We start from the raw sequence: 12,265 nt of genomic DNA, 5'->3' as shown, positions 1-12,265 counted from the left end.
AAACAACGGCAACTCCGGTGGCGCCTTCGACCCAAATAGTCTGAATAGTGAGTAATACTGAAAGGGCGCCTCAGGGCGCCCTTTTCTGTTATTGCTCTGACCGGATTATGGTCATCTGACAAGCATTCATCATCCAGCGTCGTACGTTGCTGAAACCCGGCTCGTTTTTTGCAGCAATCCGGCAGGTCAAATAATAGCCGCTTTGGCCCGTCACACGGGTGCCTTGAATTTCGACCAAGTCGCCATCTTCCAATGCGCCGCCGTTCAGGTGGCGCCATAGCAGGCATAGCCCTCGTCCCTCGGTTGCGGCTTGCACCAAATGGGGATAGCTGTTGAAGTACATCGTGGCGGGATCTGGTGCGTAGCTGATGTCGAATTCGGCGAAATATGAACCGATCCAATGAATGCCGTATTCGCCTTGATCCAGATGCAATAGTGGCAGGTTGACCAGTTCTTCGATCAAAGGTTTGCGCCCGGTCAATCCGTGTTTTTTAACAAAATCGGGTGAACCTGCCAGACAAATGTCTTCGGGTAGCAATAGGTCTGAATGCCAATCCGGGTTTGGGTTGGCCCCAAGGCGGATGTCAAAATCGACCGCTTTTTCCAGTTGTGTAATTCCCAACGGTTCGACGGACAAATTGATTTGCAAATGCGGAAAACTGCGTTGAAGGCGCGGGTAATGATTTAGCATCCAAAAATGAGCGAAGCCGTGCCCGCACCGGATGCTAATTTCACTGGTGCCCTGTTCACGGCGAAGGCTCTGAGCTTTGCGGGAAATGTGGCCAAGGCCGGACTCGACAACGTTAAACAGCTGTTGCCCGGCCGGTGTCAGGATCATGCGGCGGTTCTGGCGTAAAAATAACTTGCAGTCTAAATGCGCTTCGAGGTTCTGAACATGGCGTGACAGGCTGGATTGAGACGTATCCAGCTTTTCAGCGGCGGCGCTGACTGATCCAAGTGAGGCAACAGCTCTGAACGCGGCAAGAGCGTTCATTACGGGCAATAGAAAAGAATCGAATTCCGCATCGCTCATAGTCAGCTGTCATTTCCGAAGTATCGATAATCTGCTGCTTAAATTATGTAAAAAAAGCATAATAAGGCAAATGAATTACACCGCGTCAGAAGGCTGTCTCTAACAGAAAAAAAGTTATTAAATAAACGCAATAGGTTGCTAATTCGATGAGAATTCAAACTGGCTTGCTGGCAGAGGACTCTTGTAGCATTCCAAAAATAGCAAGGAACGAGGGAATATCATGCCGGAACCGCGCAATATTGTCATCGTTGGGGGCGGCGTCATTGGTTTGAGCCTTGCCTATCATCTGTCCAGGAAAGGGGCTGAGGATATCTTGCTGCTGGAGCGCAACCAGATGACCTCCGGCACCACTTGGCATGCGGCTGGCATTGTCGGTCCCTTGCGGGCGACATTCAACATGACGCGGCTGGCATCGCGTGCACTGACCACATTCCCCGAGCTTGAGCAGGAAACCGGGCTGGCCACCGGGTACCAACAAACCACCGGTTACTGGATCGCACGCCGTCCCGAGCGAATGGACGAATTGCATCGTATCCACGCCATAGCCAGTTTTGTCGGCATGACGCCTGAGATCGTATCGGGCGATGAGGTCGCCGCCCGCGTCCCTGGGATCAGTGCCGAGGGCATTCACGGCGCGTTGACATTGAAAGAGGATGGGCAGGTCAATCCGGTCGATCTGACGATGGCCTATGCCAAGGCCGCTCGCAGCCGAGGTGTAGAAATTCGCGAAGGTGTATCCGTGTCGCGTCTGTTACATGAAAATGGGCAAGCGACCGGTGTCGAACTGTCCGATGGCAGAGTAATCCATGCAAATCAGGTTGCGGTCTGTGCAGGCGCGTGGTCCAAGAAACTGGCGGATGATGCCGGCGTTGTGCTGCCGCAGCATTCCGTCAAACACATGTATGTTGTGACCGAGCCGATCGAAGGCTTCCCCAAACCGTTCCCGATTTTCCGAGACATGGAAACCCATGTCTACATGAAGGGCGATGCGGGCAAGCTGCTGGTCGGATGGTTCGAGATGGATGCCAAACCCTGGGACCCGCACTCGCCCGAGGGCAATCGCCCTTTCCTTGAGATGGAGGACGACTGGGAACAGGCCGAGCAGTTCATCGAAGCGGCGCTGACCATGTACCCCGGCCTTGAAAGCGCGGGCATTCAACACTTTCTTAACGGCCCGGAAAGTTTTACCGCCGACAGTCGTCCACTGGTCGGCGAGACGCCGGAATTGCGGAACCTCTACATGGCCACGGGCTTGAACTCGGTCGGAATCATGTCTTCGGCCGGTGTCGGGGACGCCCTGGCGGATTGGATGATCGGTGGCGAGGCACCAAGCGATCTATGGGACATCGACATCCTGCGCTGTGACCCGCTGCAGTCCGGTCACGATTTTATGGAAGACAAGATGCGTGAGGCGGTTGGCAACAACTTTGCTATGCACTGGCCCTACAAACAGCCATTCTCGGGCCGCAATCTGCGACTGTCCCCGCTGCATGACAAGCTGGCCCAGGCGGGTGCTGTCTGGGGCGTGGGCGGCGCGTGGGAGCGCACTCTGTGGTTTGCGGAAACCGAGGAAGAGAAGTCACTGCCTTATTCGACAGGCCCACAATCCTGGCAATACATTGCGGATCGTGAGGCGCAGGCCATGGCCAACAGTGTGGCGCTGATTGACCTTTCCATGTTCACCAAGATCGATATCTCAGGCCCCGACGCGCTGGCGCTGATGCAGTGGGTCAGCACCGCGAACATGGATGTTGAGAATGGCCGCGCTGTCTATACCGCCTGGCTGAACCAGCGCGGCGGAACCGAGGCTGACCTGACGGTTACACGCACCGGAGTGGCCAGTTTCCGGGCAACATCAGGCGCCGCGACCCGCCGCAAAGACTTGTACTGGCTTGAAAAACAAGCACACCACAAAGGTTTTGACGTGACACTTGAGGATGTGACCGAGGCTGAGGCGGTGATCGGTGTTATGGGCCCGAAGTCACGGGAGGTGCTTCAGGCGCTGTCAAACGCTGACTGGGTTAACTTTCCGTTTTCCACCTCGCGTGCGGTCACCGTAGCGGGTGTAGAAGGCAGCGCCACTCGTATCAGCTTTGTGGGTGATTTGGGCTGGGAGGTTGCTGTGCCTGCGGATCAGGCCGACATTCCGTTCGATGCGCTGCGCGGGCAAGGTGCGGGTCTCTTGGGCATTTATGCCTTTGACGGTTGCCGGATCGAAAAAGGCTTCAAACACTGGGGTCATGATCTGGGCCCCGATATCTCGCCGCTTGAAGCCGGGATCGGGTTTGCCGTGAACTGGGAAAAAGGCGACTTTCTGGGTCGTGAGGCGCTGATTGCGCAGAAAGGCGTAGGCCTGACGCGTCGCCAGGTTTTGCTGGAAGTTGAAGGCGATGCGTTGCTTTTGCATGATGAACCAGTCTGGGAAAATGGCAGACATGTTGGGCTGACCAGTTCAGGCGCCAAAGGACCCCGTACTGGAAAACGGCTGTGTTTTGCAAATGTTTCAATTGCGCCCGGTGAGCCACTGTCAGTTACCCTTGGCCGGATCTTCGAAGTCGAAGTAGCGGGGCGCCGATTCAAGGCCGCACCCTTAGTTAAACCGCCATACGACCCAGCAAAGACAAGAATGTTGGGGGGCACAGCATCATAATAGATGGCCTCTGAGTTGGATTCTGTCGGATAGAACTTGTCATTGATCGAGAGGAACAGTTCGCTTAATTCAGTGGATTTGAGCGAGTGGGGGGCGTTAGGTAACACGTAGGGCAACAGGTCCGCTCTCGCCGGGCGACCGAAGAATTATCACACTCATCAGCCGATTTAGGAAACACCGCTCAATACAGCTATACAAGATCGGGCAGGACAGTTGGCCGACGCTTTTGATCACCGGTTAAAACGCGCCTTGTTCCCTACTTAGCTGACCCGTTAGCGTGAATTTTATGGCAAGTGTTTGCGAACTGAAAGAGCCAGAAGAGTGGTATCTGTCTGACATCTTTCAGCTTCGATTTGTCGGTCATTCGGGCTTTGGGATTGGTTAAGAGATTAATTGCTCTCTTGCCATATTCTCATGGAACTTACCCAGCTATTCACGAAATCGCTGCGTTTCATCGAGTCCAAAAACACCAGAAGGCTAGGCCCAAGCGTCACAGAGCTCAGAAGCTTCTTCGACTTGGGTTCTCCCTCGATAATCGGGTTCATTCCAGTAGAGAGGGCGAGATTTGGTCGATCTGCTAACGTCACCAGAAAGTCCAGCATAGCTTCTGCTGCTTCTTCGTTTTTCACGTTTTTGGGTATTAGCGCAGTCCTCATTATAGAAGTTTGAAAATCTGAGAACTCCACGATCTGGACGTTCGGTTTGCCTTCAGCCACCTTGCGCAAAGCGTAGCTGTCCAGCACGTTATAGGCAAAAGCCAGTCGCCCTTGTTCGACATCCCTGATCATGTCCGCTGAACAACAATACAATCGCGTGCCAGCCAAACCGAAGACCTCCGTCAGCCGCCAATAGGTTTGGGAGCTCAAAGAATCCTGTGTCGCAAGCAGATAGCCCAGTCCGGAAATTCGTATGTCGTATGTTCCAATTCGGCCACTGAACCTATCTGTGTTTTGGCGCACCAATTCGACCAATGCCCGTCGGCTGAGCGGAACTTCTGATTGATGAAATGCTGATCGGGAAATCAGAAATACGGCTGTTTCGTATGTGAAGGCAAACACACGATCGCGCCATTTGGCGCCTTCCGGCAGTCTTTGGGTGGCCTCTGAAATATGCTGGCGAGCGAGATTGTCGTTCGCGATTTTCATCTGCAAATCCATTGCAGAAGATATTACCAGATCAAATTCTGCTTGTTCGTCGTAGACTGCCTTAAAAACCTGTTGGCTGCTTGCAACCGTATAGTCAACGCCAACACTCGGGTACTTATTCACAAAGGCAAGCAGAAGAGGTTCAAAAATTTCAATATCGGATGTTGATATGATTTTCACTACATCCTTGCTGTCCTCGAACCCATAGAATTTCTGGTCTTCAATTTCGAAAGCCTGGGCCCAACCAAAACTTGTTAGGAATGCAATGGCAGCTGCAATGACACGCACGAACCTCTTTCTCCGTTTTTGGTTATTTCCAGACGTCCATTGTGCACGTTTAGTGCGTCTGAAACAATCTTGAGCCCTAATCCGGTTCCTTCGGTGCTTTCGGTTTTTTTGCCCCGGAAAAACAGCTCGGTGGCGTGTTTAATGTCCCCGTCGGAAAACCCAGGGCCTTGATCAGAAATGTTGATAAACCCGTAATCGTTCAAAACTCCATACGAGATATCTACCGTTGTGTCCGATTCGGAATATTTAATTGCGTTGTCCAGTACATTTCCTATCGCACTTTGCATTAACAACGAATCCACGGCGACAATCACATTCGATTTAGTCGGCGAGACCGTCAATGTGATGCCTTTCATTTCAGCAATGGGAAAAAACCGGGAAATTGATCTTTCAATAAGCTCTGACAAACTGATCGGTGCCAATTGTGGGTTTTCGGCGCGAAACGCTACAGTTGCGTGATCGAGCAATTGTGATGCGGAACGGGAGGACTCTCGAGCGGCGACGATAATTTCTCTGATTTTCCCGCGTGATTTCGAAGTTTCAGCAAACCGCAGTGCAATTTCCGCATTGGTTTGCACCAGGGCCATTGGCGTTCGAATGCGGTGCGCTGCTTCGGCGATGAACTCTTCGGCCTTGTCCAGAGAGCCGGACAATCTGACAATAAAACTGTTGAGTGCTGTAATAAGCGGCGCAACTTCCGATGGCACTTCCCTGTTTACCGGTCGCAAATCTTCCGGCCCGCGCCGCTCGATGGCATTTACCAATGATTTCAGTGGCTTCAGCGCCGACTGAGAAGCCAAAAGGCAAAGTGCAACGGAAACTATGAAGAACCCTATTCCCACACCGGTCGCAATAGATTGAATCTGTGAAACGGTACTATGAAACCCCTGGCGCGTGTGGGCCAGGGTGATTGATACGTTTGTAAAAACACCCTCTACGTCAAGCGCGCGGGGCACAGTCAGTATTCGCACCGGTTCGCCACGAAATTCTTCCGTCGCATAAGCTCTTTCTGCCAAAGGACTTGCTGGCGTGATTACAGATAGCTCGTCGTCTCCGGTAACCGTTCGCGACCCCACGGAAACTCTGTAAAAGATGCTGTCTTCGCTAATCGCTTCCAGCATGGCAAATGCAGAATGAGGCAGGTCCAGCTGAAGTTCGCCATTATCCGAATGCATCGAACTGGCGATTGAGGCCGCAGCGGCAAAAAGTGCGCTGTCTTGAGCGGATTGCGCTATGCGTTCACCAACCAGGCGAACCGCAAGCACAAAGAGCACAGTCAGTATCAGTGCAACAAATATGAGTTGGAGCACCAATCTTCGCTGAACTGAACCTTTGATCGGAGTCGAGGTTGCTACGGACACAAAATGCGGTATCCCCTGCCTCTGACAGTTTCGATTTTCAAATTGGAATGCTCCAGTTTTCGACGCAGACGACCGATGTAAACCTCGATAGCATTTGACGATCCTTCGTCTCCAAACGAAAACAGCCTATCCATGAGATGTTCTTTGGAATGGACGCGGTCCGGAGCATCAACAAGGGCTTCGAACAGGCGCAGTTCTTGTGTTCTCAAGGTCACCGGCTCTCCGTCGATTGTCAATGTTCCATCCAGTTGGTCGAAAGACACGTTTCCGATTTCGATCTGATTCCGTGCATCACCTCGTTTTCGACGCAATACCGCGCGGACTCGCGCCTCCAGTTCGGCAAAGTCAAAAGGTTTTACCAAGAAATCATCTGCGCCCAGATCCAGAGTTTTAACCCTCTCAGAGATCTCCCGACTTGCAGTGATCACAATTATTGGGGTCAGATCATTGATGTTTCTGAGATGTCTGAGAACCTCGCGACCATCGCCGTCCGGTAATGTCAAATCCAGCAGGATCAAATCGTAGCTGGTCAGATTTTGCATCGTATTCGCAGAGGAAACATCCGACACGCCATCGACAATATGGCCATCCAGTTCAAGACGTTCGGTGATCGCCTGTGACAATCCCTTGTTATCTTCGATGAGCAGGAACCGCATGTTTCCTCCCAAATATTAGTCAAGTGTCAGGTGGTTGTCAGGGTTTCAGGGTAAGCTTGCATTCACCATAGAGCAATTCAGCATTGCTTGTGAGTACATTGTCAATGGTTCCTGGGAGGACAACATGATAAAATCGAACCTGACACGCCGTGCGATGGTTGCGGCAACTGCGGCTGCGCTCAGCTTTGGTGGGCACGCTGTTTCCGCGGCGGACCAGATGGTCGAAAGCATCCACTTCCTGATCCCCGGCGGTGCCGGTGGCGGTTGGGACGGTACAGCACGTGGTACCGGTGAGGCGCTGACCAAATCCGGTCTGGTAGGCACCGCCAGCTATGAAAACATGTCTGGCGGCGGCGGCGGTAAAGCCATTGGCTTCCTGATTGAAAACGCCGAAAGCAACCACGGTACGCTGATGGTCAACTCGACCCCGATCGTGATCCGTTCGCTGACCGGCGTGTTCCCGCACAGCTTCCGTGACCTGACGCTCGTTGCCGGTACCATCGGTGACTATGCTGCGTTTGTGGTCGGCAAGGACAGCCCGATCAACTCGATGAATGATCTGGTCGAGGCATTCAAAGCCGACCCGCGTGGCACGGCCATCGGCGGCGGCTCTGTTCCGGGCGGGATGGACCATCTGGTTGCGGCCATGGCATTCGAAGCTGCGGGAGAAGATCCGACTGCCGTCAAGTACATCCCCTATGACGCAGGTGGTAAGGCAATGGCAGCGCTGTTGTCGGGTGAAATCGCTGCGCTCTCGACCGGTTTTTCGGAAGCCATCGATCTGGCAAATGCGGGTGAAGTGAAAATTATCGGTGTTACCGCAGACGAACGCGTGGGAAGCTATTCGGATGCGCCGACGCTGAAAGAACAGGGCATCGACACCTCGTTCGTGAACTGGCGTGGTTTCTTTGGTGCACCGGGTCTGCCCGAAGCCGAAGCGGAAGAGTACCGCGCGGTTCTGGCGGCCATGTATGACACAGCGGAATGGGGTGAAGTACGTGATCGTAACGGTTGGGTCGACATCCACAATTCGGGCGCTGACTTCGAAGAATTCCTGAACCAGCAGGAACAGGCAATCAGCGATCTGATGAAGAAGCTGGGTTTCCTTTAAGAAAAGTAATCGCGCGCCCGGAAATTCCGGGCGCGCCACCACAAGACAGGGAGGATGATAATGGCTCTTGATCGTGTCATAGCGCTGATATTTCTGTTAATCTGTGTGGTCTACGGATATAACGCGTACTTCGTGATGGACGAGCTGTTGCCGCCATTCATGCGGAACAATCCAATCTGGCCAAGCACATTCCCCAAGGTTCTGAGCGCCCTTGGAATTTTGGTATCGCTGACGATTGTGTTGGGCATCGAAAAGTCCAATCACACTGCGGAAGTGGCGGAAATAAACTATCGCAAACTCACTGAGTACAAATTGGGGCAGGCGATTTCGCTGCTGCTTCTGATGGTTTTCTACGCCTTTGCGCTTCGTCCGATCGGATTTCTTGTTTCCACCACGGTTTTCCTGGTGGCTGGCTCGGCAATCCTGGGTGAGCGTCGGTGGGGCATCATGATTATCGTCAGTGTAATAGCCGCTGGTTTCGTCTGGTACTTGGTAGACCAGGTTCTTGGCATCTTCATGCGGCCCTTGCCGTGGTTCTTGTCATAAGGGAGGGCGACCATGCTTGAAGGAATTCTAATTGGCCTAGGAACAGCCTTTTCGATCACCAACATCCTAATGGTGGTTGGGGGGTGTTTGATAGGCACGTTTATCGGCATGCTGCCCGGACTGGGCCCCATGTCGATCATCTCGATCATGATCCCGGTGGCGATCAGCCTTGGTGATCCATCTGCAGCACTGATCTTGCTTGCCGGTGTGTACTATGGAGCAATTTTCGGGGGCTCGACATCTTCGATCCTGATCAACGCGCCCGGTGTCGCCTCAACAGTTGCGTCCAGCTTTGACGGTTACCCTCTGGCACGAGCTGGCAAAGCCGGCAAGGCGCTGACCGTCGCGGCGATCTCATCCTTTGCGGGGGGCTCCATCGGTGCCATTCTGTTGATGATCTTCGCTCCGGCTCTGGCTTCGGTGGCACTGCTGTTCCATTCGGCAGAGTACTTTGCGCTGATGGTCGTGGGCCTTTCGGCTATTGCCGCGTTCGCAGGGTCCGGTCAGGTTGGTAAAGCCCTTTTGATGACACTGCTTGGCCTGATCATGGCAACTGTGGGTGAGGGCGCCCTGTTCAACATGCCGCGCTTCACCGGTGGCATTCAGGATCTGCAATCCGGCTTTGGCTTCATCACGCTGGCGATGGCCATGTTTGCGATGCCCGAAGCGATCTTTCTAGTGCTGGATCCAAGCCGCTCGGGCGGTGAGGACGGCAAGTCGCAGGAGATCAAGGAACTGCGCATCACCAAAGCTGAGGCCAAGTCCATCGCTCCGGTTATCGGCCGACAGTCCATTCAGGGCTTCCTGATCGGCGTGTTGCCGGGGGCAGGCGCTACGATCGCGTCATTCCTGGGCTATGCGGTTGAGCGCAACATCGCACCAAAGGATGAGCAAGAGCAATTCGGCAAAGGCTCGATCAAGGGTCTGGCCGCTCCGGAATCGGCGAACAACGCTGCGTGTACCGGATCGTTCGTTCCGCTTCTGACATTGGGTATTCCGGGTTCGGGGACCACTGCGATCCTGCTCGGCGCTCTGATTGCTCTGAACGTCTCGCCTGGACCGCGTCTGATGATCGATAATCCGTCGATCTTCTGGGCGGTGATCATCTCGATGTACCTGGGCAACCTGATCCTGTTGATCCTGAACCTGCCGCTGATCCCTTATATCGCCAAGGTTCTTTCGGTTCCGCGCAACTACCTGATCCCCTTCATTCTGTTCTTCACGCTGATGGGGGCCTATATCGGGCAGAACAACGCGACAGAACTGCTGCTTCTGACAGGTATGGGTGTGGTAGCAACGATCCTGCGGTTCGCGGACTATCCGCTGGCACCGGCACTGATCGGCTTTATCCTGGGGTCCATGCTCGAAGACAACTTTGCGCGCTCCATGCAACTGGCGGATGGTATCGGATTTATCTTTGATCGTCCGATGACACTGGGCCTTTTGGTTCTGGCCGTTATCCTGGTCATTCTGCCCAGCTACCGGGCCCGTCGTGCCAAGGCACGCGCAGAGGGTGTCGCAGACGGCGACTGAGCCCGATAGGAACTGCCCCTCCGCTCCCAGAGGGGCAGTTCCGTCCATTTTAAATTCCCAAACACCAATCTACAGGAGAGTGAGATGAACAAAGCAAAACCATTACCACGGTATCTTGTTCAACGCTTCCAGGGTTGGAAAGAGACCGAATACAAGGACAACCAGGCCTGGTACCGCAAACTTGCGGATGGGCAGCATCCAAGGGCCATGGTGATTTCATGCTGCGACAGCCGGGTGCATGTGACTTCGATATTCGGAGCCGATCAGGGTGAATTCTTTATTCACCGCAACATTGCCAATCTGGTTCCACCCTATAAACCCAGCGGCGATTTCCACGGAACATCCGCAGCCGTTGAATATGCGGTCAAGGCGCTGAAGGTCGCCCACATTCTTGTTATGGGTCACTCCGGTTGCGGCGGTGTGCAGGGATGCATCGACATGTGCAGCAACGACAAAAGCCCACTTCATGACGATTTTCCGTTTGTCGCGAAGTGGCTGCAAATCCTCAAGCCTCGCTACAAGTCCGTTGCCGACATAACAGATGTAGACGCGCGGCAGCGTGCCTTTGAGCACCAGGCAGTTCTGACGTCCCTGCAAAATCTGATGTCGTTCCCTGCCATCTCGGAACGTGTGAACAAGGAAGAATTGTCCCTTCATGGTCTGTGGCATGACATCGGAGAGGGCGAGATTCAGGTTTACAATTCTGAAATCGACCGGTTTGAAGCCTTGTAACTGACGCATTTCTGCATTGCAGAAACATAGGTTTCAAACCCGGTCAGTCAGGCCTATTTTCTTTGCAAGGAGGAGGTTCAGAAAACGGAGCTGGACCTATGACCCCAGTTAGAGAAAACCACAGCCCTCTTCTTGATGACCTTGCTGTTGGGATTGCGCACATTATTGTTGCGCTTGGTCGTCTTTCAGATGCCTTGTTCGGCGCTAAAGATCGCGTACGCGAAGTGGATGTGCTGCGCCGTATGACGGACGCCGAATTGAATGGGTTTAAGATGAGGCGTGAAGACATTCATCGCGTTGCATTCTGAGACAGCAAAACCTCAGATAATCTCAAAAAAACCGAATCCGCTGCGATGAATTGACAGCGGATTCGGCTTTAATGACGAGACCTAGCCGTCTTTTTTGCTAGATGTACGCGCAGCTTGTGTGGCGGATTGGTTCGCCTTTTTGGCTTCCGTCGCCATTTTGTTGCTGTATTCCATCATCAGTTCAAGCGTTGCCGTCTGCACCTGGCGGGCCACATCGCTGTACGCTTCCATATTTTTGACCGTCAGCTCAGTTTGCTTTTCAACAAACGCGCGGAGCTTTTCATTATATTCCGTGCTGCTTTGCGCCTGAGATGAAACCTCTTTGAGTTCCGCAATTGTTTCAGCAGCCCATTCCGATGAAAGTTTCGTCGAGCGACCTGCGGCGTCCAGCGCGATACTCGCGAGCCGCCTGTTGAACTCGGCAGGGTCCTCAAAGTTCTCTTCAACAGAGTAGAGGTTAGCAAGCTTCTTCATCATTTCAGTTGGGTTTGGATAGTCCGGCATTCAGCCCTCCATATTGTTAACTGTGATGCGCTGAAAAAAGGGGGCGAACTTCGTCGCCCGGCCTTTTGTCATTTATTGAGAAAGCAACTCGGTGTCCCCTTGGCGGAGTTCTTCGTCGCGAAGCCGGTGTAGGTGGGCGATAAAATAGCGCGCATGAGCGTTATCGACCGACCCTTGGGCGGCCGCTTTCCATGCGTCATAGGCTTTTTCATAGTCCGGGTATATTCCCACGATATCTATATTATCGGGATCACGGAAGGCCGTGCCCTGCGGGTCCTTCAATTCTCCGCCAAAAACAAGATGCAAACGGTTTGCCATGGTTTGTCTCCCTTAACTTGCGGTAGCCAGGTTTCTTAGGACGTATTGGAGTACGCCGCCGTTTTCGATGTATTCGATCT

Annotated in this window: 13 protein-coding genes and 1 pseudogene; 7 read left to right on the top strand and 7 right to left on the bottom strand. The window is 53.3% G+C overall.

What is annotated here, in order from left to right:
- Positions 1-88: 88 nt before the first annotated feature.
- A complete protein-coding gene (locus tag GOX66_RS25940) occupies positions 89-691 on the bottom strand; it encodes a LysR substrate-binding domain-containing protein (RefSeq protein ID WP_237212769.1) in 603 nt (200 codons plus the stop codon).
- Between the two features lie 6 nt (positions 692-697).
- Here GOX66_RS25940 and GOX66_RS25935 point away from each other — a divergent pair, with 6 nt between their 5' ends.
- The gene (locus GOX66_RS25935) at positions 698-856 is read left to right on the top strand and encodes a hypothetical protein (RefSeq protein WP_237212770.1); all 159 of its coding nucleotides are present in this window, start codon (positions 698-700) and stop codon (positions 854-856) included.
- A gap of 18 nt (positions 857-874) precedes the next feature.
- Here the strand turns inward: GOX66_RS25935 and GOX66_RS26410 are convergent.
- Positions 875-994: pseudogene (locus GOX66_RS26410) on the bottom strand (helix-turn-helix domain-containing protein); the annotation flags it as partial.
- A 259-nt stretch (positions 995-1,253) separates the two neighbouring features.
- On the opposite strand from GOX66_RS26410, the gene GOX66_RS24470 reads away from it, so the two are divergent.
- Positions 1,254-3,683, top strand: a complete 2,430-nt coding sequence (locus tag GOX66_RS24470; protein ID WP_170766374.1) for a GcvT family protein — start codon at positions 1,254-1,256, stop codon at positions 3,681-3,683.
- A 389-nt stretch (positions 3,684-4,072) separates the two neighbouring features.
- On the opposite strand, the gene GOX66_RS24465 is transcribed toward GOX66_RS24470, so the two are convergent.
- From GOX66_RS24465 to GOX66_RS24455, 3 genes are read right to left on the bottom strand one after another with little or no spacing between them, the layout of a single operon-like run.
- The gene (locus tag GOX66_RS24465) at positions 4,073-5,116 is read right to left on the bottom strand and encodes an ABC transporter substrate-binding protein (protein ID WP_336509528.1); all 1,044 of its coding nucleotides are present in this window, start codon (positions 5,114-5,116) and stop codon (positions 4,073-4,075) included.
- The gene (locus GOX66_RS24460; protein WP_170766372.1) at positions 5,083-6,477 is read right to left on the bottom strand and encodes a sensor histidine kinase N-terminal domain-containing protein; all 1,395 of its coding nucleotides are present in this window, start codon (positions 6,475-6,477) and stop codon (positions 5,083-5,085) included. The genes GOX66_RS24465 and GOX66_RS24460 overlap by 34 nt, the downstream gene beginning before the upstream one ends.
- Entirely contained in the window at positions 6,468-7,133 is a 666-nt protein-coding gene (locus GOX66_RS24455) for a response regulator transcription factor (protein WP_170766370.1), read from the bottom strand. The genes GOX66_RS24460 and GOX66_RS24455 overlap by 10 nt, the downstream gene beginning before the upstream one ends.
- A gap of 124 nt (positions 7,134-7,257) precedes the next feature.
- Between GOX66_RS24455 and GOX66_RS24450 the strand changes: the two genes are divergently transcribed.
- From GOX66_RS24450 to GOX66_RS24430, 5 genes are all read left to right on the top strand, one after another.
- Positions 7,258-8,244, top strand: coding sequence for a tripartite tricarboxylate transporter substrate binding protein (locus GOX66_RS24450; RefSeq protein WP_170766368.1), 987 nt, complete (start codon positions 7,258-7,260; stop codon positions 8,242-8,244).
- 60 nt (positions 8,245-8,304) lie between these two features.
- A complete protein-coding gene (locus GOX66_RS24445) occupies positions 8,305-8,790 on the top strand; it encodes a tripartite tricarboxylate transporter TctB family protein (RefSeq protein WP_170766366.1) in 486 nt (161 codons plus the stop codon).
- Positions 8,791-8,802: 12 nt separating this feature from the next.
- Positions 8,803-10,323 carry a tripartite tricarboxylate transporter permease gene (locus GOX66_RS24440; RefSeq protein ID WP_170766364.1) on the top strand — a complete coding sequence of 507 codons (1,521 nt, stop codon included), beginning with the start codon at positions 8,803-8,805 and terminating at the stop codon, positions 10,321-10,323.
- 84 nt (positions 10,324-10,407) lie between these two features.
- Positions 10,408-11,055, top strand: coding sequence for a carbonic anhydrase (locus tag GOX66_RS24435; protein ID WP_170766362.1), 648 nt, complete (start codon positions 10,408-10,410; stop codon positions 11,053-11,055).
- Between the two features lie 98 nt (positions 11,056-11,153).
- On the top strand, positions 11,154-11,363 hold the full coding sequence (locus GOX66_RS24430; protein WP_170766360.1) for a DUF1127 domain-containing protein: 210 nt from the start codon (positions 11,154-11,156) through the stop codon (positions 11,361-11,363).
- 81 nt (positions 11,364-11,444) lie between these two features.
- On the opposite strand, the gene GOX66_RS24425 is transcribed toward GOX66_RS24430, so the two are convergent.
- Both GOX66_RS24425 and GOX66_RS24420 read right to left on the bottom strand, forming a co-directional pair.
- Entirely contained in the window at positions 11,445-11,867 is a 423-nt protein-coding gene (locus GOX66_RS24425; RefSeq protein ID WP_170766358.1) for a hypothetical protein, read from the bottom strand.
- 72 nt (positions 11,868-11,939) lie between these two features.
- Entirely contained in the window at positions 11,940-12,185 is a 246-nt protein-coding gene (locus GOX66_RS24420; protein WP_170766356.1) for a DUF4170 domain-containing protein, read from the bottom strand.
- Positions 12,186-12,265 lie beyond the last annotated feature (80 nt).

The organism is Ruegeria lacuscaerulensis (assembly GCF_013031245.1).
Lineage (GTDB): Bacteria > Pseudomonadota > Alphaproteobacteria > Rhodobacterales > Rhodobacteraceae > Ruegeria > Ruegeria lacuscaerulensis_C.
The sequence above is the reverse complement of the archived record's forward strand: the minus strand, read 5'-3'. Positions and strand labels throughout refer to the sequence as shown.

Excerpts from the sequence above, each read along its gene's own strand:
- GOX66_RS24450 (WP_170766368.1), top strand. The coding sequence starts at position 7,258 with ATGATAAAATCGAACCTGACACGCCGTGCGATGGTTGCGGCAACTGCG.
- GOX66_RS24435 (WP_170766362.1), top strand. The coding sequence starts at position 10,408 with ATGAACAAAGCAAAACCATTACCACGGTATCTTGTTCAACGCTTCCAG.
- GOX66_RS25935 (WP_237212770.1), top strand. The coding sequence starts at position 698 with ATGAGCGAAGCCGTGCCCGCACCGGATGCTAATTTCACTGGTGCCCTG.
- GOX66_RS24430 (WP_170766360.1), top strand. The coding sequence starts at position 11,154 with ATGACCCCAGTTAGAGAAAACCACAGCCCTCTTCTTGATGACCTTGCT.
- GOX66_RS24425 (WP_170766358.1), bottom strand. The coding sequence starts at position 11,867 with ATGCCGGACTATCCAAACCCAACTGAAATGATGAAGAAGCTTGCTAAC.
- GOX66_RS24445 (WP_170766366.1), top strand. The coding sequence starts at position 8,305 with ATGGCTCTTGATCGTGTCATAGCGCTGATATTTCTGTTAATCTGTGTG.
- GOX66_RS24470 (WP_170766374.1), top strand. The coding sequence starts at position 1,254 with ATGCCGGAACCGCGCAATATTGTCATCGTTGGGGGCGGCGTCATTGGT.
- GOX66_RS24440 (WP_170766364.1), top strand. The coding sequence starts at position 8,803 with ATGCTTGAAGGAATTCTAATTGGCCTAGGAACAGCCTTTTCGATCACC.
- GOX66_RS25940 (WP_237212769.1), bottom strand. The coding sequence starts at position 691 with ATGCTAAATCATTACCCGCGCCTTCAACGCAGTTTTCCGCATTTGCAA.
- GOX66_RS24455 (WP_170766370.1), bottom strand. The coding sequence starts at position 7,133 with ATGCGGTTCCTGCTCATCGAAGATAACAAGGGATTGTCACAGGCGATC.
- GOX66_RS24420 (WP_170766356.1), bottom strand. The coding sequence starts at position 12,185 with ATGGCAAACCGTTTGCATCTTGTTTTTGGCGGAGAATTGAAGGACCCG.